Origin of the sequence: Fibrella arboris, from assembly GCF_041321095.1 — a bacterium.
GTDB lineage: Bacteria > Bacteroidota > Bacteroidia > Cytophagales > Spirosomataceae > Fibrella > Fibrella arboris.
On sequence record NZ_JBGGWE010000001.1, the window covers coordinates 74,025 to 92,669 of the forward strand.

At 57.4% G+C, this 18,645-nt stretch carries 16 protein-coding genes; all 16 read right to left on the bottom strand.

Translation table 11 applies throughout. The features are described from left to right. Positions 1-70: 70 nt before the first annotated feature. Positions 71-1,414 (bottom strand): spinster family MFS transporter, encoded by a 1,344-nt coding sequence (locus ACAW75_RS00295; RefSeq protein WP_370726655.1) that lies wholly within the window; start codon positions 1,412-1,414, stop codon positions 71-73. Next, positions 1,411-1,953, bottom strand: coding sequence for a DUF3237 domain-containing protein (locus ACAW75_RS00300; RefSeq protein ID WP_370726656.1), 543 nt, complete (start codon positions 1,951-1,953; stop codon positions 1,411-1,413). Before ACAW75_RS00300 ends, ACAW75_RS00295 begins: the two co-directional genes overlap by 4 nt. Before the next feature lie 74 nt (positions 1,954-2,027). Beyond that, complete coding sequence (locus ACAW75_RS00305; protein WP_370726657.1) at positions 2,028-3,134, bottom strand: 5-methyltetrahydropteroyltriglutamate--homocysteine S-methyltransferase; 1,107 nt, start codon at positions 3,132-3,134, stop codon at positions 2,028-2,030. Between the two features lie 29 nt (positions 3,135-3,163). Then, positions 3,164-3,937: a glucose 1-dehydrogenase gene (locus tag ACAW75_RS00310; protein WP_370726658.1), complete on the bottom strand. Its 774-nt coding sequence runs from the start codon at positions 3,935-3,937 to the stop codon at positions 3,164-3,166. An 11-nt stretch (positions 3,938-3,948) separates the two neighbouring features. Beyond that, complete coding sequence (locus ACAW75_RS00315; protein ID WP_370726659.1) at positions 3,949-4,989, bottom strand: SMP-30/gluconolactonase/LRE family protein; 1,041 nt, start codon at positions 4,987-4,989, stop codon at positions 3,949-3,951. Positions 4,990-4,991: 2 nt separating this feature from the next. Then, positions 4,992-6,125, bottom strand: coding sequence for an FAD-dependent monooxygenase (locus ACAW75_RS00320; protein ID WP_370726660.1), 1,134 nt, complete (start codon positions 6,123-6,125; stop codon positions 4,992-4,994). A gap of 75 nt (positions 6,126-6,200) precedes the next feature. Continuing rightward, entirely contained in the window at positions 6,201-6,959 is a 759-nt protein-coding gene (locus ACAW75_RS00325; RefSeq protein WP_370726661.1) for a cyclase family protein, read from the bottom strand. Positions 6,960-6,971: 12 nt separating this feature from the next. Beyond that, on the bottom strand, positions 6,972-7,262 hold the full coding sequence (locus ACAW75_RS00330) for an antibiotic biosynthesis monooxygenase family protein (RefSeq protein WP_370726662.1): 291 nt from the start codon (positions 7,260-7,262) through the stop codon (positions 6,972-6,974). Then, positions 7,259-8,173 (bottom strand): fumarylacetoacetate hydrolase family protein, encoded by a 915-nt coding sequence (locus ACAW75_RS00335; RefSeq protein WP_370726663.1) that lies wholly within the window; start codon positions 8,171-8,173, stop codon positions 7,259-7,261. The genes ACAW75_RS00330 and ACAW75_RS00335 overlap by 4 nt, the downstream gene beginning before the upstream one ends. Positions 8,174-8,271: 98 nt before the next feature. Continuing rightward, positions 8,272-9,018: an SDR family NAD(P)-dependent oxidoreductase gene (locus ACAW75_RS00340; protein ID WP_370726664.1), complete on the bottom strand. Its 747-nt coding sequence runs from the start codon at positions 9,016-9,018 to the stop codon at positions 8,272-8,274. Positions 9,019-9,028: 10 nt separating this feature from the next. Continuing rightward, on the bottom strand, positions 9,029-10,258 hold the full coding sequence (locus ACAW75_RS00345) for an MFS transporter (RefSeq protein ID WP_370726665.1): 1,230 nt from the start codon (positions 10,256-10,258) through the stop codon (positions 9,029-9,031). 41 nt (positions 10,259-10,299) lie between these two features. Further along, positions 10,300-11,604, bottom strand: coding sequence for a histidinol dehydrogenase (gene hisD, locus ACAW75_RS00350; RefSeq protein WP_370726666.1), 1,305 nt, complete (start codon positions 11,602-11,604; stop codon positions 10,300-10,302). A gap of 24 nt (positions 11,605-11,628) precedes the next feature. Continuing rightward, entirely contained in the window at positions 11,629-12,741 is a 1,113-nt protein-coding gene (locus ACAW75_RS00355) for an alpha/beta hydrolase family protein (protein ID WP_370726667.1), read from the bottom strand. A 111-nt stretch (positions 12,742-12,852) separates the two neighbouring features. Then, positions 12,853-13,848: a VOC family protein gene (locus ACAW75_RS00360; RefSeq protein WP_370726668.1), complete on the bottom strand. Its 996-nt coding sequence runs from the start codon at positions 13,846-13,848 to the stop codon at positions 12,853-12,855. Between the two features lie 131 nt (positions 13,849-13,979). Beyond that, positions 13,980-14,867, bottom strand: a complete 888-nt coding sequence (locus ACAW75_RS00365; RefSeq protein ID WP_370726669.1) for an alpha/beta hydrolase — start codon at positions 14,865-14,867, stop codon at positions 13,980-13,982. Between the two features lie 418 nt (positions 14,868-15,285). Continuing rightward, entirely contained in the window at positions 15,286-18,606 is a 3,321-nt protein-coding gene (locus ACAW75_RS00370) for a glycosyl hydrolase (protein ID WP_370726670.1), read from the bottom strand. Positions 18,607-18,645 lie beyond the last annotated feature (39 nt).

Consider the following 18,645-nt stretch of genomic DNA (forward strand, 5'->3'; position numbering starts at 1 on the left):
GTTGCCGGTTGCTGATGCCAGGCCTATCTCACAAGCTCAACGCCCCATCTGTCAATCAACTACAGGCATACTACACCTGAGCATTCAGAACAGCAGTATGCTGGTCAGCCATGGCGCGTCGGTAGGGTTTCAGCGCCAGCATGCCTAACAGCAGGCCGATGCCGCCGCCAATTGCGTAGAGCAGCACCAGCGAGTAGCGGATCATCTGTTCGTCGTGGAAAAGAAAATCGGTGAACAGAGCCACCAGGGTTGGGCCGAGGCCAATGCCAATTAAATTCAGGATGAACAAATAAATGGCCGACGCCAGACCACGTACCTGATTGGGCATCAGCTCCTGAATGGCGGCCGCCGCCGCACCAAACGGGCAGGCAAGCCCGAAAATGGGCATGGCCATGGCCAGCAAAGCCCATTCGGCCCGAGGCAGCAACGGAATAAAAAAACTGGCCAGCGCCAGCACACCACTGAGCACCCCCACCCGCAGCCGACCGTCGGTATGGCCTTCTTTGGTCAGTTTATCGGCGTACCAGCCGCCAAAAAGTACGCCCAACAGCGAGGCGCAAATGGTCACCAGGCCGTAGAATGCGCCGGCGCGGGGAATTTCCCAGCCGTAGGTGCGGGCAATGAAGGTGGGCACCCAGGCATTGCACCCGTAATTGATCAGCGCCTGGCAGGCGGTGGCAAAGCAGATGAGCAGGTACGCGGTCCGGTAGCGGAAAATGAGTACCAGCGACTCAGCAAACGAAAGACGGGCGGTTTGACCGGCCACCTGCAACGTGCTGGTGCGCCGGGGCTCGCGGATCGTCAACAGCAGCAACCCAATGAGCAGGCCGGGAAGGCCAACGTAGAAAAACAGGAGTTGCCAGGGGTAGATCTGGCCAACGATCGGTACCGTGACCAGGCCGGTGGCGGGCAGTTTCGCCACAATGCCCGAGCCAATGAGCGTTGCCAATCCCGACCCCAGAAAAATGCCCATCGAAAAGATACTCAGGGCCGTTGCCAGCTGCTTCCTGGGGAACAGGTCGGCAATCATGGAAAAGGCCGATGGCGACAGGGTGGCTTCCCCCACGCCAACGCCCATTCGGGCCAGGAAAAACTGCGAATAGGTACGTATGCCACCGCATAACACCGTCATCAGGCTCCAGATAGTGATGCCACCAATAACGATGTTGCGACGGGTGTAGCGGTCGGCCAGCCGCCCGATAAGCATTCCGAAAAGGGTGTAGAACAGGGCAAAGCTCAGGCCCATCAGCAGGCTCATCTGCGTATCGGAGAGGTGCAGATCGTGTTTGATGGGCTTCACCAGCAGGCTAAGCACCTGCCGGTCAATAAACGACGAAATATTGGCCAGGGTCAGCAGCGCCACCACGTACCAGGCGTAGCGCACCGACGGTGTTGGGTCGTTGGCGGTCATCATAGCATCTTCCAGACCTGGATGATAACGCCACCAGCATTACGGATACCTTTGGCCACAAACAGCGTTTTGGTAAGCCAGTCGTATTTACCGGGCGGGGTTTCAAACGATGGCACGGCCCGAAAGTAGTACTCCGATGCCGCTACCTGCTCGCCACGGGCAATGCGGGCAGCTACGTCGGGCGTGGCCACGCGAATCCCTTTGTTGTTGACGTAGATCAGCGTGCTGTCATCAGTTCTGAGCGTGTAGAGGGCGTTCAGTTCGGTGGTACCGTCTTTCCTGACTACCTGCCAGTCGGCCCCGCCATTGATGATGGTGCCCCGCATGTTTGGGCCACTGAACGTCCCCCCCGTAATCGGGATAATGCGCCGGGTGCCGTGTGGCGTTTCGCCTACCGTCAGGGCGGGCGCAATAGCGACGGTCAATTCACAGACAAACTCCAGTTTTGGGGCTTCGGGAGACGATTGCGCCCGCAGGTACGTGCCGCTCAAGCCAACCAAAAGCCCAGCCAGCGCCAGTTGACAATACATTGTTTTTTTCATGTGATACGGTTGGGGGGTATGTATAAGCAGACGCCCCAGCGGCCGGAAATTAGGCCGCTGGGGTCTACGGATCATCAGGCCGTTCCCCACACACTGACGGCCGTGTTGACCACCAGTTCCAGTTTACGCCACTGGTCGTCCTGGGTCAGGTCGTTGCCGTGGTGGGTCGATGAAAACCCGCACTGCGGACTCACGCACATATTCTCGAGCGGCATATAGCGGGCGGCTTCGTCGATGCGCTTGCGCAGGTCATCCAGTGATTCCAGCTCCCGCAGCTTCGACGACACGATGCCGAGAACGACCATTTTATTGTCGGGCACGAACCGCAACGGCGCAAAATCACCACTACGCTCATCGTCATACTCCAGAAAATAAGCATCTACGTTGATCGCGTTGAACAGAATCTCGGCTACGGGCTCATACCCTCCTTCGGCAAACCAGGTGCTGCGGTAGTTACCCCGGCACAGGTGAATGCCCACCGTCAGGTCGTCGGGCCGTCCGTCGATAACCGAGTTGATGAGTGCCGCGTAGGTACGTGGCAGTTCGTTCGGGTCTTCGCCCCGGTCGGCTGCCGCTGCCCGCATATTCGGGTCGCAGAGGTAAGCCAGGTTGGTATCGTCGAGTTGCAGGTAGCGCAATCCAGCCTTGTAGAGGTGATCGATTTCCTGCCGGTAAGCCGCCGCGAGGTCATGAAAGAACACCTCCATGTCGGGATACGAGGCTATATCGATCGATTTGCGCCCGCCCCGAAAGTGCACCATCGTGGGCGAGGGAATCGACACCTTGGGCGTCTGGCTCACCACCGATTTCAGGAACTCGAAGTCGGCAACCTGGATGTCTTTGGTATGGCTGAGTTTACCCGTTACGCTCAACCTGGGGGGCGTGAATCCGTCTTCGGCCACTTTGGCGTGCGGGTTCGCTTCAATGCCGCCCGTTACCGTAACGCCAGCCAGTTCTTTCAGGAAATCGAGGTGGAAATAATCGCGCCGGAACTCACCGTCGGTGATCGATTTCATCCCTGTCGATTCCAGTTTTTTAACCGTTTCGGCAATGGCGACGTCTTCAATAGCACGCAGTTCGGCGGCCGGGATTTCGCCCTTTTTCCACTGCTGACGGTTTTCTTTTACGCTGGCAGGCCGTAATAAACTGCCCACGTGGTCGGCTCTGAAAGGAGGGGTCATGGTACGGGTTCGGGGTTTTGACTTGAGGGTTAAGCAAAAGCGCCGCCGTCGACGGGTAGCGCGTGGCCGGTCATGAAGGTGGCTTCATCAGAACAAAGCCACAGAGCCACGTCGGCTACTTCGTGGGGTTGCCCCATTCGTTTCATGGCCTGGTAGTTAATGGCTTTTTCACGCGCTTCGGGGTCATAAGCCAGTTTTCGACGCCCTTCCAGGAGCATCGGCGTTTCGATAGCCGTTGGACAAAGGGCGTTTATTCGGATGTTTCTGGTGGCGTATTCAATAGCAGCTGTCCGGGTTATTCCCACAACGCCATGCTTGGAGGCCGCGTAAGGAACGTTTTCGGGTTGGCCCCGCAAACCAGCCGCCGATGCAATGTTGACAATGGCCCCACCGCCCTGTTTAAGCATTTGAGCCAGTTGACTTTTCACACAGTACCAGGTTCCAGTCAGGTTTACAGCTACCATTTGTAACCAGGCATCTTCGGGGTAGTCATGCGTGGGGCGTGATAGGGTGCCGGCAATACCGGCGCTGTTCACCGCACAATCGAGCCGGCCAAACGTATCAACGGCTACCAACACCATCTGCTCAACCTGTGCCCGGCTGGCAATGTCGACGGGAACAAAAATGCCTTTTCCACCCAGTTTGTGTAGGTCAGCCACTGTTTTTTTACCGGCTTCCGGGTTCAGTTCGGCCACTACCACTTTGGCTCCTTCACGGGCAAAAGACAAGGCCGTGGCCCGACCAATACCCGAACCGGCGCCTGTCACCAGGCAAACTTTATCTGCAAATCTGTTTCGGCTCATGGTTGGTGTTGTTACCAGTGCATCATGGGTTGACCAGGCACGGGGCTTCGGAAATAAGGAATGCTGGTACCACGCAGGCTACCGAGGTAAACGGTTTGCAAATCAGGGCCCCCAAATGTCAGACTGGCCATCCAGGGGGCCAGCGTACCGTGCGTTGCGCTGAGGATTTCCGGCGTCAACGTACCTGCTTCAAACTGGCTGAGCAGTCGTTTTTTGGTGTCGGGCTGGCTATCATCAAGCAGGGTCAGCAGCTCACCATCGGGGGTTAGGGCAATGAGTTCGTCTGTGAAGATCAGTGTGATCCACAGGTTTCCGAACGCGTCGAACGCGAAGCCGTCCGGGAAACCGCCGAGGCTTTCAGGGCCATACGTTTCGCGGTCGGTTAAGGAGCCGTCGGGTTGAAGCCGCAGGCGGGAAATTTTATGGCCGGTGCTTTCAACTACATACAACCATTCTTCTGCCGGATCGAACCGGATTTCGTTGGTCCCACAAAAGCCATCAGCCGCAATCCGTACCCCTTTCTCGTCCATTACGGCAACGTACCCATCAGTAGCTCTGGTGGTTAACTGCCTGGTCCAGGGCTGGGTGCGGGTCGTTACCGAAAACCAGGTACGTCCTTTCGAGTCACGCAGCGGAAAGTTGGCTTTACCCAACGGCCGACCATCGATCTCGGTGCAAAGCGTGGTCAGGTGGCCGTCGCGAGTCATCTGCTCAATGGCGTCGGTGCCCCAGTTGGCCATCAGAAAATCGCCGTTGGTGCTAAAACAAAGGCCATTAGGAAGCGATCCCTGCGCCTGTACGTACCGATTCTCGAAGGAAGTACCGTTCCCCCTGCCGGCCTCACCAGACAGCTCCGTAAAGGGCGTGATAAGCTGTTGCGATCCGTCGGGGCGCAGGCGCATCACACCGCCCCGCGCATCGGCCGTCCAGATGGTGCCATCGCGTTCGGCCAATATGCATTCCGGGCGTTGCAGATCGTGACCAAGAAACTGGATCGTTTCCCGGTCAACTTGCCAGCCTTTCAGCGGATTTATCTGGTGTTCACTCCGCATGATCAGATCGGCGCACCCATTGCCCCGAGTGTTTTGCCCATCAGCGCGCCCATGTTGGCCCCTTCGGGCAGCTGACCCTGCCAGTCCAGTTGCTCCCACTCGCCCAGGGTATTTGAGGCATCGACCACCATTTTGCAGCGACCAAACCGGCGCTCCATGAAGTTCTCCAGCAGGGTGGGCAGCGGATCGCCGGTTTTCGCCAGTTCGCCAAGTACCACCGCATCTTCAATGGCCAGGCCGGCCCCTTGCCCCAGTTGCGGGATGGTAGCATGAACGGCATCGCCGATAAGCAGCACCCGGTTCGTGTACCAGGGAGCCGGTAACAGCAGCGTTTCGAGCGGGCGATACACCACGCCTTTCGGGTCGGTGATCTGGTCAACAACAGCACGAACCATCGGCGTTTCGTAGTCGGCCAGCAACGCTTTCAGGCGCGGTACCAGCTCTGCTTCGGGAATTTTGGGGTCGGCCCCCTCGGCCGATACGACGAACATATACATGGTGTCGGCGGTCATGGGAATCAGCCCCACTTTGGTTTTCTTGCCAAAGAAGATGTAGCCAGTGTCCAGCTCGGCGGGGCGAGGAAACGCATACCGCCACACCGACTGACCGGTATAGCGCGGTTTGTAATCGCCCAACACCAGGCTACGAAGGTGCGAATAAACGCCGTCGGACCCCACCACGAGGTCATACTGATCGGTGCTGCCATCGGTGAACGTAACCGTTGCCGCCTCGGGCCCATTAACCAGAGAAGCCACGGTTAAGCCCATGCGGATAGGTACATTGTTGGCAACGGCTCCGGCCAGCAGTACGTCGTGCAGAATCCGGCGGGAGATACCATTATGTACGGGCAAACGCCCCATGGGCGGCGTACCTACCTGCGCCACCTGAAACCCGTTCGACAGACACATGTTCACTGGTCCGTAAGGCGAACCGCGTTCCATGCAGGCATCGGCCAGGCCGAGCGAATCGAGCGCCCGCAACGCATTGGATGGCTGGATGATACCGACCCCATACACGTTGAAAGTAGGCTGAAGCTCAACAATTTCGGCGGCGACGCCAGCCTGCCGAAGTGCAATGCCAGCGGATAAGCCACCAATGCCGCCCCCCACAACGAGGGCTTTTTTTATAGAAGTCATAAAGGGTAAGGAATAAGGATTTGTTACTGCCGCGTGGCTCTTCGGCCAGGCTCCGCGTCGGCAACGAAGCCGGGATCAGTCACATAGGGCTACGGCGCGGCACCAGCCTGCGCTACCGCCTTTTATTTTGGCGGGGAAACAGCTCACCTTGAAACCGAAAGGCGGCAATTGGTCGAGGTTCGCCAGTTTTTCGATCTGGCAGTATTCTTTCTCCCGACCAACGTAGTGCGCGGCCCAGATCACGCCGGGACGTGGGTTGCTGAAATAGTCTTCGGCCTGAAGGTGCAGCGGAATATCCCAGCCCCAGCCGTCGGTGCCCATCACCTTGATGCCCTGATCGATCAGCCAGTGCGTAGCTTCGGCCGAGGCCCCCACATGGATCTTCACGAAATCCTCATCATGTAGCCGCTTGTCGGCATCGCAGCGGATCAGGACGATATCGAACGGTTTGAGCGTGTAATTGATGGCGGCCAGTTTCTCTTTCAGGTCGTCGGACGAGAAGCAGTAGCCGTCGGGTTTATCGGTGAAATCGAGCACGACGCCATCGTGGAAAAACCAGTCGAGGGGTAGTTCGTCGATCGTGCGGGAGGGTTTGCCTTCGCAGGTAGGAAAATAGTGCCAGGGGGCGTCGATGTGCGTACCGGCGTGGCCGGTTAGGTACAGGAATTCGCCCGCGGGGCCGTTCCCTTCCAGAAACACGTCTTCAGAGGCGCCTCCAAAGAGCTTTGACCCCATCTTTTTCGCGCCTTCCCTGTGGTCTTCGTAGTCGATTTTGGTCGGGAGTGGTTCCTTGATCTCCGGGGAGATCGTAACGGATAAATCAATGATTTTCATGCCGGTTTCGGTTTAGGCTTGGGGTGAAAAATGAGTAACGACGGGCGGATCAGCGAAAAATGGCCCGATGATGGCCCGCCATTGCGTAAACAGGGCCGACTGTCGGAAGCCAACCGTATGATCCGCCAGGGTCTGCCAGTGAATCAGCAACAGGTACGTCGTTGGCGTTTCGATGCCCCGTTGCAACTGCAGATCAATGAAGCCGTTGGCCTGACTGATAACGGCCTGTGCGCCCGGAAACTCGGCCTCGAACTCGGCTTCGCGACCGGCCTGAATGCTGATGATTGCGTGTTCGGTAATCATACGATCTGATTTTTAAGGATGCCCAGCCCGTCAATGTCCAGTTCAATCACATCGCCGGGTTCGAGCGGGCGGTGGGCGGCAAAATTGGTCTCGATCAGGCTTCCCCACCCCACAGTGCCAGAACCGATCATGTCGCCGGGGTGCAGCATGACGTGGTTTTCCGACGCCCGCTCGATCATCTGGCCGAAGGTGTAGTGAATTGTGTTGAAGTTGCCGTCGCAAATGGTTTGGCCGTTGATGCGCGAGGTCATGCGCACGTTGAAACGGCCGGTCTCGTCCAGGTACGTTGCCATTTCGTCTTTGGTGACGATGTACGGACCAATGGCATTGGCAAAATCCTTCCCCTTAGCGGGGCCAAGGTTGCACTTCATCTCGCGCCCCTGAATGGCCCGGGACGAAAAGTCATTGAAAATGGTGTAGCCAAAAATGTGGTCGTCGCCCTCATCGGCCCGGATATTTTTGCCCGCTTTTCCAAGCACGCAAGCCATTTCCAGTTCATAATCGAGGCGGGTTTCGCCCGTGGGCCGGGGTACGTCCTGACCAGGGCCATAGATGGCCTGGTGGTTGGTGAAATAGAAAATAGGCATCTCGTACCACTCTTTGGCAATCTGGTGGCCAAACGATGCCGACGCATTTTTGAGGTGTTGCTCAAAGCTGATGTAGTCCCGGAAGCTCCGCGGATTGGGCAACGGAGCCAGCAGTATTACCGCATCGGTCAGGTACGTTGCCTTGGCCGACTCCCAGTTATTTTCCCGGATCAGCGCCCGGTACCGTTCGTGGTCATCAATAAACGAGAGCATATCGGCAGGCAGCTGCCCGCCACTGACCGCGTGCATATCCACCACGCCATCGGCCGTCAGCCAGCCCGCACGGGGTTGTTGGGTAGGGGTTAGAAAGGTTACGAGTTTCATACCAAAAATGTCAGTTAATGATCAGTAAGGGATTATTCGGTATTGCGCAGAGACGCGCAGCAGCAACAGGACTACCTCATGGCAGCGAAGCGTCAGGCTTATAAAAGAACCCGGCCACCATCGACGGGAATGATGCTGCCGGTGGTGAAGGTGAGCGTGGTGGCCAGGGCAAGTACGGCGTTGGCCACATCGTCGGGTGTAGCCAGCCGACCCATCGGTGTTGCCTTCACTTGTTTCGCCAGGTAGGCTGGCTCAAGGCGGCTGGCATAGTCGCCCAGCACCCAACCCGGCGATACAGAAACGACCCGGATGGCAGGAGCCAGCGAACGGGCCAGCGAACGGGTCATGCTGTCGATAGCGGCTTTGGAAGCGCAGTAGGCCACATTACTCCCGATTCCCGTTTGCCCCGCCACCGACGATATATTGACAATGAGTCCGTTTCCACTGGTCAGCAATACGGGTTTGCAGGCCCGAATCATGGCAAACGCCCCCCGCCAGTTGGTCTGAAAAATCCGGTCGATCCATTCATCGGTCAGGCTATCCAGATCGTCGTGCGGCACCGGCGTAGTGATCCCCGCGTTGTTGACCAGTGTATCCAGTTGCCCGTAGGTATCGGCCAGGTACGTACCCAGCGCCGCCACCCGCTCCGGGTCATGTACCGGTGCATGAACGATTGCGTGCCCGTTGCCGGGGAGCGTTTCGAGCAGCCGCCGTGCTTTTTCGAGGTCGCTGTTGTACGTTATGACCACAGCTGCACCAGCTCCGGCCAACGTGCGGCAAATGGCCGAGCCGATGCCTCCGGCCCCGCCCGTAACGAGTGCTACCCTGTTGTTCAGCGTGCTCATCCTTAAGCCATTAAGCAAACATCGATTCTTCCTGACTACCGATCGGCGTAATGGCCGGGGCGGTTTCCTGCAACTTCAGCACAAACACCAGCCCTACCGCCGCCATGCCCGACGACACCCAGAGAAAGGCGGACGGATCAAGGGTATCGGAGAGGATGCCTGAGAGGGCTGGCACCAATACGCCCCCAACGATTTCAGCGATGCCCGTGATAAGCCCAATCGCCTTTGCTTTCAGGTGATTCGGTACCGATTCAGAGGGGACCACCGCCGCCAGCAACGGCAGTATTCCCATCGTAAAATAGGTCAGGAACATGGCGGGTAACTGAAAGACAGACCCCGCCAGAAAATGAACGGCAAAGGGATATAAAATACCAACGAACATAAAGCTGACCAGCACTTTTTTACGACCGATCCTGTCAGACAGGCCCGGCACAATGATGGAAGAGACCAAGCCCGAAACGCCCAGCAGGCCCATTGTCTTTCCCATGTCATCGGCCGACATTCTCTGGGTATTGACCAGATAACTGGCCATGAACGGCAGCGTGGCAAACCACCAGCCAAACACACAACAGGCCGCCGGAATACCCCAGCGGATGTTAGTATACTGCCAAAGCGCCGTCAGGCTAAGGGCCGGTTTTTCGGCGCTTCGACTACTGTCGGCGGTTGATCTTTTAACCAGTCGCCAGGCCACCAAACCCAGCGCCAGCCCGGGAGCTCCCGCCACAAAAAAAGCGTTTCGCCAGCCCACGTTTTCGGCGATCTGCACCAGCACGACCGGGGCCAGAATGGACCCGAACAACGCCGAGCCAACGGCCTGCAACAAACCGGCGTTCAACCCCAACCGATTGGGCGACGACTCGCGCTCCACAAAATTCTGGGCCAGTGGAATTACCGGCCCTTCGGCAAAGCCCATCACCAGCCGCGCCAGCAGCAGTGTACCAAACGAAACGGCCAGGCCAGAACCAAACGAGCAGACCGAGAAGGTGAAGACAGCCCCGATAAAGACAGCCTTTTTCCGGTTGTTCGTTTCGGCCCAGGCCGTCGAGAAAAAACTTGACAACGCCCATGCCAGCGACAGCGCCCCGGCCAGCAAGCCGATCTGCGTGTTGGTCAACTGAAGGTCTTTAGCGACATAGGGCATCAGGAAGTTAAGCGCCAGACGGTCGAAAAACAGGCAACCGAATGTGAGCGCCATCAGCAGCACGATGCCATTTTCGTACGTAAAGAGTCCTTTTTTCATGGGTTCGATTGGTTGGGGAGGGTCGGTGAATGAGCAGTTGGTCAGTCGGCGTTCGGGGGAACTGGTGTGCGTTGGCCGTAGCGCTCAACACGCAGGTCGGCTTGCGCCTGGTGGCCCGCAAAATTCTCGATGGCGCACAACCGCGAACAGTATTCCCCGATCAGAGCGCTGGCTTCGGCGGTCCTGATCTCCTGATAGGTGCAGGTTTTCAGGAACTTGCCTACCCAGAGGCCGCCGGTGTAGCGGGCCGCTTCGCGGGTTGGCAACGTGTGGTTGGTGCCAATCACCTTGTCGCCGTAGGCCACGTTGGTTTTTTCGCCGAGGAACAGCCCACCGTAGTTGGTCATCCGGTCGAGGAACAGGCGCGGATTTTCGGTCATCACCTGCACATGTTCGCTGGCAATGCGGTCAGCCTCCGCGATCAGTTCATCGACCGTGTCTACCAGAATTACCTGCCCGTAATCGCGCCAGGCTACGCCCGCGACGTCGGCGGTAGGCAACGTGTCGAGCTGGCGCTCAATTTCAGCCTGAATGCCATGGGCTATCTTCGGGCTGGAGGTGAGCAGAATGGCGGGTGAGGTTGGCCCATGTTCGGCTTGCCCGAGCAGATCCGTAGCGCAGGTACGTACATCGCAGGTATCGTCGGCAATGATGAGCGTTTCGGTTGGCCCGGCAAACAGGTCGATACCTACTCTGCCATACAGCTGCCGTTTGGCTTCGGCCACATAGGCATTGCCCGGCCCAACCAGCATATCGACCGGCTCAACGCTTTCGGTGCCGAGCGCCATCATCGCCACCGCCTGAACACCACCGAGCAGGTAGATCTCGTCGGCCCCGGCCATCTGCATGGCAGCTACCGTAGCCGACGGAATCTCGCCTTTGATGGGCGGCGTACAGGCAATTACGCGCTTTACGCCCGCTACTTTGGCCGTTAGTACACTCATGTGCGCCGACGCCACCATCGGGTAGCGCCCGCCGGGTACGTAGCAGCCTACGCTGTTGACCGGAATATTTTTGTGGCCCAGCAATACGCCCGGCAGGGTTTCCACTTCTACATCCCGAATGGTTTCGCGCTGAATCTGCGCGAAGTGGCGGATCTGCGCCTGCGCAAACCGGATATCATCAATTACCTGTTCGGGCAAGGTGGCAATGATGGCTTCGATCTGCTCCGGCAGCAGGCGGAAACTCTCCGGCGACCAGTCATCCAACCGCCGCGAGAGTGCCCGAACAGCCTCGTCGCCCCCAGCCTTAATGTCGGCCAGCATCTGCTCAACGGTGGCACGAACCTGCGCATCAGCCTCGCCCGATTCGGCATAGGTAATGCCTTTTTTGATTTGTTGTATCACAGCAAGTTTGTCGTTAGCTGACGGTTAGGCTTTTATTTTCTCCGCTACCCAGTCGTACATATTGAAGGTCTTGGTGAAATCGTCTACGCAGCAGTGCGCTGAACCGCTGGACTCTTTCGGCACAATTTCCATGACGTGTTCACAGGTCAGGACTGCGTTCACCTTATAGGCATTCTCGACAAAGTTCTGGCGGTCGTCTTCGCCGTGTAAAATGTAGGTTGGGCAGGTTATTTTTTCGGCGACACCTTCGAGCGTAAAATCCTTCAACCGCTCACGGGCCTCGGTCATGTTGTCTGCACCAACGATGTGCTGGACGATTTCGGCCAAGGGGTGGGTGTCGGGGCGATTTTTCCAGATATCGTAATACGACCAAACGGCCCCAAAAATCATACACACCTTAAATCGCGGTTCAAAGGCAGCACAGCGTGCAGCCATGTAGCCTCCCATCGAAACGGCACCGATGCCAACCCGCGACGTATCGACATGCTCGCCCAGGTTTTCGATGATGTAATCCAGCACCGCACTACCCGGCACGTTATAGTCGTAGCGGGTGTGCAAGTGGTTTAGCCGAAGTGCCGCCCCCTGCCCCGGCCCATCAACGGCCATCATGGCAATGCCCCGTTCATTGAGGTGCTGAGCAATGCCGAAGTACAGTTCCTCGGCCAGGCTATCAAGACCTCCAAACATGATCATTACGGGTGGGTTTTTCACGCCTGCCGGCTTAAACAGATAGGCAGGTAAGAAGGTCCCTTCGAACGGAATATCGACGGTGACGGGTCGCTCGTCGAATAAATCGCCGGCTTTCAGGAAGGCGTCCCGGCACTTGAGGTAGCAGGGGATCTTACGGTCATCGTGCAGGGTCATAAAAAACTCGGCCGTACGCAGGTAGTTGAATGCGCGTAGGTACGTTCGCCGAGCCGACACCCCTTTATTCGCCTTCGCGTAGTTTTCAGCCAGTTCATAGACGCTATCGCCCATTTTGACCCATGCTTTATTAAAACTTTCGCGATCGAGCGGGTCGATTTCACTCGCTACTTCCAGAATTTCGGCAAACTCCCCGCCACCGTAGTGAGCCTGGGTCAATGCTCTGTTTATCTGATACGAGGGCATGTACTGCCCCGGAAAATAATGCCACATAAAAGAAGGAGGAAAGGGAGGAAGGGAGGAAGGAGGAAGGGGAGGAAGGGGTAAGGAGCGATTTTCTTCGTCTTTTTCCTCCCTTTCCTCCTTCCTCCCTTTCTTCCCTGGTTAAATATCGACTGGTTTCACGACGCCATCTGTCAGGCCAAGTTTTTTACCTTTACCCATTTCGGCGAATGGATTGGCCGTTCCCCAGGCATCGTTCGGATTGTCTTTGATGTAGTGGATATCGGGGCCGTGATCGGGCGCGAAGATGAGCCGGGCGCAGGCGTAGAACTCAAATAGAATACCGCTGCCGGGTTCAATGACGTAGATGAAAAAGCCTTCGTCGGCTTTGTGGCGGGTGGGTGCTCCCATCACGCTTTTGTACCCTTTTTCGAGGAAGTAATCGAGCGCAATCAGTACCTCTTCGCGGCTGTCGAAATTCCAGGCGATGTGGTTGAACGTACCCAGGCCTGGCGCTTCGATGTTGGGGTCGGTGAACACGGCGATGTCGTGCGAAAGGTTACCGATCGTCCACAGGCCACCAATGGGCGGAATGTCGTCGCTCATCCGCACTTCGTCGGGGTTTTTAAGGCCCATTCCCTGCCAGAACGCCTTCTCTTTCTGGTACTGGAATTTAGCGACCATGTACGTAATGTGGTCAAACCGGCGGGGGTTCACGCCAATGCGCCGATTGCTGGCGTAGCGGTCGGCATAAATGCTGCCTTTTTCGCCAGTTTCGCGCAGCCAGACCACCTCCCAGAACACCTCGTGCGTGTGCCCATCGGGCGACTGAAACCGGTACGCCCGACCATGCCCCAGGTCACCGTCGACCCAGCCCAGCCCTGCCCCGATCGATTCCAGATAGGCCACGCATTCGTCCAGTGCCTCAGGGCTGTCGGCTCGCCAGCCGAGGTGGCCCAGCCCGTTGGTTTCGCGGTGCGTCACTTTCAGGGTATGATGAAAATAATCGCCCCAGGCCCGGAAATAAACCGATGTGGCGTCCCGGCCGGTTTCGTCTAGCCCCACCACGTTGGTCAGGAAATCAACCGACTTCGCTACATCAGGGGAATAGATCTCAATATGTGCAAGCTGCGATAAGTAATGGGGGTTCTTAGCCATAAGGTATTGGATTTGGGATATGGGAATGTCGGATTGGAGATTTGTTACTGTCGCCGGGCCCAGCGCGGCTGCCGCTTCGACCGCAGCGGCGGACCGTTCCGCTCAGGGTGACGACAGCAACAAATCCCCAATCATTTTTTCAATAGGCCGTTCAAACTGAGCCAGTCGCCGAAGCGGTCGATCCAGGTGTCGGTGGGGAGGTTCTGTTTGCGCATACCGAAGCCGTGGCCGCCTTTCAGGTAGATGTGCAGCTCGGCCGATTTTTTGGCGGTCAGCCAATCAGTATACAGTTTGGTGCTATGCGGAGCGAGGCCCAGCTGATCGTCGGAGGCCGCACAAACGAACAGGGGTGGTGCATCGGCGGGAACCACCTGTTTCGCAATGGCCATTTCGCCGAGGTAGGGGTAGATGGGAGCCAGAAAGTCGGGGCGGTTGGCGGCGGTGTAATCAAAGCCGACGCCCATCGTAACGGTACCGCCCGCCGAGAAGCCCATCAGACCGACGCGGTTGGGCCTAATACCGAAGTCTTTGGCGTGTTGCCGAACATATTCGATGGCGCGTTTCCCGTCGGCAATGGCCAGCGGAATAACCGGCGCGTTCTCTTCGTCCAGTTTTTTGAAATTGGCCATTTTAGGCATCAGTTCGGCCACCGGATCGCTGGTCAGGCTGTGTACAACGCGGTACTTCAGCACGAAAGCCGCCACGCCTTTTCCGTTGAGCCATGTCGCCACATCGATGCCCTCCGAATCGATCGACAACGTATGAAAGGCGCCACCGGGGGCAATAACCACGGCGGTTCCGTTGGCGAGTTCGGGCGTAGGCAGGTAGGCCGTTATGGTTGGCGTCGATACGTTGTAGACAACCCGCGTCTTAAACATATTGGTCGTATTCTCAGCCTCGCTCCAGGTCCAGCTTTCAGAGCCGGGTGCCTTTCCATCGTAGAGACTGATGACTGACTGAGCCTGCGTGAACTGGCTGAGAAAGAGGCACAGAACGGCGGGAACATAGCGTGCTTTCATGACATAAAGAAGGGTAGGACGTGTACAAAAATACGGTCGTTATGCCGTCTGCTTTTATCAGAATCAGGCGATAAAGAATCAAAATCAATCCATATCGGCGAGGCAAATCTGACAGGCTTTCACCCGCTACTGGTTCGGTCTGACCAGCCCCCACAGTAGCGTGCACGCCACCAATATTTCTGTCTGTTCCAGTCGGCATCCTAATGGCGTTGCCAGCCGAATGCATCGGGATAGTTTCCGGCGTAATCGCTAGCTACAACGCCGGAAACGTGCCGACGATGAACTACGGCAGGAACCTGACTAAATTGCTGACGCATGGCCCCGCAGCGGCAGCCGCGCTGGGCCCGCCTGCGAAGCAATACTAGCCAGGCGCCTGCCGTAGTTCACGTTAGTCAGTAATGGGCAGGGGTTTAGGCGATCAATAGCTTACTATTCGTACCGGCCCCAGCAGGCCCGAGGGCAACAGGGGCGAGTCAGCTTTGTAGAATGGCATGGTGGTGAAAGTGGTTTTTGCGGTTGTACCTGGCTGGGCATCGCCGATGAGGCGGTTTACCCAGAGGTTTGTCACCTTCACTTCCAAGGCGTTGGCGCCTGCTTTGAGGGCGGCAGTTACGTCGATGCGGAATGGCTTTTTCCAGACAATACCCACGTTTTTACCATTCACAATGACCTCAGCCATGTTCTGCACATCGCCTAAATCCAGCACGTAGGTTTGCCCCTTTTTCACGGCCTGTACGTTCACAGTCTGGGTGTAGGCCGCTGTGCCCGAGAAGTAGCGGATACCCGCTTCCGACTGGTCGGTGAATGAAGTCAGCTTTGTGAGCGTAGTGGTTGCCGGTGCGCCATGACCCTCCTGAAAGGCCACGTGCCAGGGGGCTGTTAGTTCAGCGACAGGCAACTCGGTGACAGCAGGTTTGGTATACGAAGCCACGCTGGTTTTGGCCCCAAAGACAATGAAACAGGCATCCCAGGGAGCGAACGCCAACGGGATGATCGTCCGCCCGTTTTCGCTCCGGTACGACACTTTTTCCGTTTTACCCGTCTCAGGGTTCCAGCGCTCCGGCACGCGACCCGTTACCCGGAAGCTGATCTCGGCCGCGTTCGTGGATTCGCTACGGTTGTTGAGCCAGTAAAGGTCCAACTGGTTTTGCGCATCGGTCTGGCGGTGAACATAGAGTACAGGCGCATGGTTATTCTTCACGATCACATCTTCAGGTACGTTCATCGCTTTCAACACCTCCGCTACGGGCTTGGTCGATACGGTTTTCTGGCTCCATATCTGACTGGCCAGGGTGCTGAACGCGGTGGCATCGTCGCTAAGGCTGGGTGAACGAAGGGGTTTTGGACCAACGATCTGAATACCCGCGCTGGCCAGTTCACCAATCTTTTTCAGCACCGTCATCGTCATGTTCCGGGCCGATGAATCGAGTACGAGCAGGCGGTAGGTCATGCCACTGGGAGCTACCAAACGCCCGTTTCGGGCTTTAATGGCATCACGAATGACGGAGGCATTGGCAAAATCAAATTCGTAACCAGCCGGGAGCGTCGGCAGTTTCTGGGCGCAAATCTGGGTGATGTTGTTGTTTTCGCCGTAGTAATAGAGAATGTCCACGACCGGTTTGCCTTGCTGCAACAGGTACGCACTGCGGCTGAGGTAATCGACCCAGGCTTTGGCGGGTTCGGCCCAGGTTTCGTGCCGGGTAAAATACTGCCCGAAAGGCCCCAGCGAGAACCCTGGCTTTTTATCATCCAGCGGCTGGTGCACCGACGTGTGAATCACGAAGCGATTCAGACCCGATGCCAGTTCCATATCGGCGGTGCGTTTCAGCTTTTCAGGATGCCAGCTGAAGGCATTGCCGATAGAGGTCATCGACTCGGCAGCCACCAGATTCTGGCCGTAAATATGCGCCACCGAAGCAGCCTCGCGAATGTCGGCCCTGCTGCGGTTTTCCTCATCGGCCCCGCCAGCCAGACTACCGGGTGTCCACATGGCGGCCATCGGCACGTCGGCCCGGCGTTTTACATCCATGCCATCGGCCAGGTAGATCCGTCCGTTTTCGTGCGATTCGGTGTAGCGTTTCATGCCGCGCTTGTGCAGGGCCTCGCCAATGGCCTCGTAGTGGTTCTCAACGATCAGTTCACCGATGGTCTTGCGATAGTCCCACAGGAATTTTTCGCTGGCTTCAGCGCTCTGAATTACGCGCCCGGCCAGCACCGGCAGCCACGGCCGCAGGTCATACCCGCGCCGACGCGAAAACTCACCGGGCAGGTCTTTGGTCCAGGTCATATGGCCGGCTTCGTAGCTATCGAGCACCATGTACTGCAAGCCCTGCACACCCATCTGACCGCCAGTGGCATCCTTGTACATATCCAGGTACGTTTCGATGTAGCGCGACACGGCTGCTTTGTCGAGTTTATCCACTTCGAGCCCCGTAGCCTCGGGCGAAGCGGGGTGATTCTGTCGACCCGTAAGCGTGTAGCCCAGCCGCATGATGATCCACCTTCCAGCGGGAGCATCCCAGCTTAGTTTGCCATCAGCCGTCATTTTGCCGGTAAGGTCAACCACATCGCTGGTCGGGATCACGTCGGCGGGCACTTCACTGATCAGCGAGTGCGTGCTTTCTTTCCACGGACTAAAGCCCGCTTTTTGCTCAAACAGATCGACCCGGTCGGTGTTGTACAGCACCAGTTCGGCCACGTTCACGCCTTCGGGTTTGGGGGGGTCGACTTTTCCCCCCGCCATGTCTATAAACGGGTTAAAGGCGGGCGGCAGGGTTGTGAATGTGAAGCGGAAGAACCGGGCCGTGGTGGGCACCAGCCGCATGGTGCTTTGCGGTACGGTGCTGCCCCGGATAGGAACCACCGTACGGAAGGTTACCCCATCGTCGCTAACCTGCAGCGTTCGGTTTTCGGGTGCGCCATTGAATTCTTCAAGTGGTGTATGGCTGGCCCCCACGATACTGAACGCCTTGACGGTCTGCGGCTGGTCGAACTCGTACTGAACCCACATATCCTTCCCCACCTCAACAGGCGGCAAAAACTGGGTCGTGGCCAGGTCGCCATCGGTCAGGCCAGCCAGCGTGAACGTACCCCCACTCGCTGTAATTTTGGGGTTCAAGGCTGTCAGCGACTGCTCTGCGGCGGGGAGCCGGTAGGCAACAACGGCGGCATCGGCGTAGTAGATGGGTAGTTTAGCATCACCCCCGTTACTCATCATACTAACGCCCATCGCCACATTCTGGAACGTACCGGTGGTCGTTGGCGGCGGCGGTAACGTACCTGCAAAGGCTTTACCGCCCGATACGAGCGTTTCCGACCAGACATATTTCTTCATCCCGTCGCCCGGCTGCACCCAGGGACCACCCGTCACGCTCCAGCCCGGCGATCCGGCAATGGCCATTTCGAGCCCCAGCTTACCGGCCAGATTCGTCGTGAAGTTGAACGCATCTTTCCACTCGGGCGTCATGAACACCAGTTTCTTCGGCACCACAACCGGCGTGAACAGACTGGCGTCGAAGTTCTGGAAGCCACCGATGCCCACGCGTTTCATCCAGTCAAGGTCTTTCTGGATACCCTCTTTGGTAATGTTGCCGTTCATCCAGTGCCACCAGACGCGGGGCCGGGCGGCATTGGGCGGCGTTTGAAAATCCTGCTGTAGCGATGGTTGCGCCTGCCCACTGGCCACGCCGCCAGCGATCAATGCCAGGCCAATGAGTGAGGTGCGTAGGTATGCATTCATGGGTTCAATGCGTTAGGTACGTAGTTGCATTTGGGTATT

Bases quoted from the DNA above. Each gene is read 5' to 3' on its own strand.
- ACAW75_RS00355 (WP_370726667.1), bottom strand. From the start codon at position 12,741: ATGTGGCATTATTTTCCGGGGCAGTACATGCCCTCGTATCAGATAAAC.
- ACAW75_RS00340 (WP_370726664.1), bottom strand. From the start codon at position 9,018: ATGAGCACGCTGAACAACAGGGTAGCACTCGTTACGGGCGGGGCCGGA.
- ACAW75_RS00325 (WP_370726661.1), bottom strand. From the start codon at position 6,959: ATGAAAATCATTGATTTATCCGTTACGATCTCCCCGGAGATCAAGGAA.
- ACAW75_RS00300 (WP_370726656.1), bottom strand. From the start codon at position 1,953: ATGAAAAAAACAATGTATTGTCAACTGGCGCTGGCTGGGCTTTTGGTT.
- ACAW75_RS00305 (WP_370726657.1), bottom strand. From the start codon at position 3,134: ATGACCCCTCCTTTCAGAGCCGACCACGTGGGCAGTTTATTACGGCCT.
- ACAW75_RS00360 (WP_370726668.1), bottom strand. From the start codon at position 13,848: ATGGCTAAGAACCCCCATTACTTATCGCAGCTTGCACATATTGAGATC.
- ACAW75_RS00370 (WP_370726670.1), bottom strand. From the start codon at position 18,606: ATGAATGCATACCTACGCACCTCACTCATTGGCCTGGCATTGATCGCT.
- ACAW75_RS00345 (WP_370726665.1), bottom strand. From the start codon at position 10,258: ATGAAAAAAGGACTCTTTACGTACGAAAATGGCATCGTGCTGCTGATG.
- ACAW75_RS00320 (WP_370726660.1), bottom strand. From the start codon at position 6,125: ATGACTTCTATAAAAAAAGCCCTCGTTGTGGGGGGCGGCATTGGTGGC.
- ACAW75_RS00310 (WP_370726658.1), bottom strand. From the start codon at position 3,937: ATGAGCCGAAACAGATTTGCAGATAAAGTTTGCCTGGTGACAGGCGCC.
- ACAW75_RS00295 (WP_370726655.1), bottom strand. From the start codon at position 1,414: ATGATGACCGCCAACGACCCAACACCGTCGGTGCGCTACGCCTGGTAC.
- ACAW75_RS00330 (WP_370726662.1), bottom strand. From the start codon at position 7,262: ATGATTACCGAACACGCAATCATCAGCATTCAGGCCGGTCGCGAAGCC.
- ACAW75_RS00315 (WP_370726659.1), bottom strand. From the start codon at position 4,989: ATGCGGAGTGAACACCAGATAAATCCGCTGAAAGGCTGGCAAGTTGAC.
- ACAW75_RS00365 (WP_370726669.1), bottom strand. From the start codon at position 14,867: ATGAAAGCACGCTATGTTCCCGCCGTTCTGTGCCTCTTTCTCAGCCAG.
- ACAW75_RS00335 (WP_370726663.1), bottom strand. From the start codon at position 8,173: ATGAAACTCGTAACCTTTCTAACCCCTACCCAACAACCCCGTGCGGGC.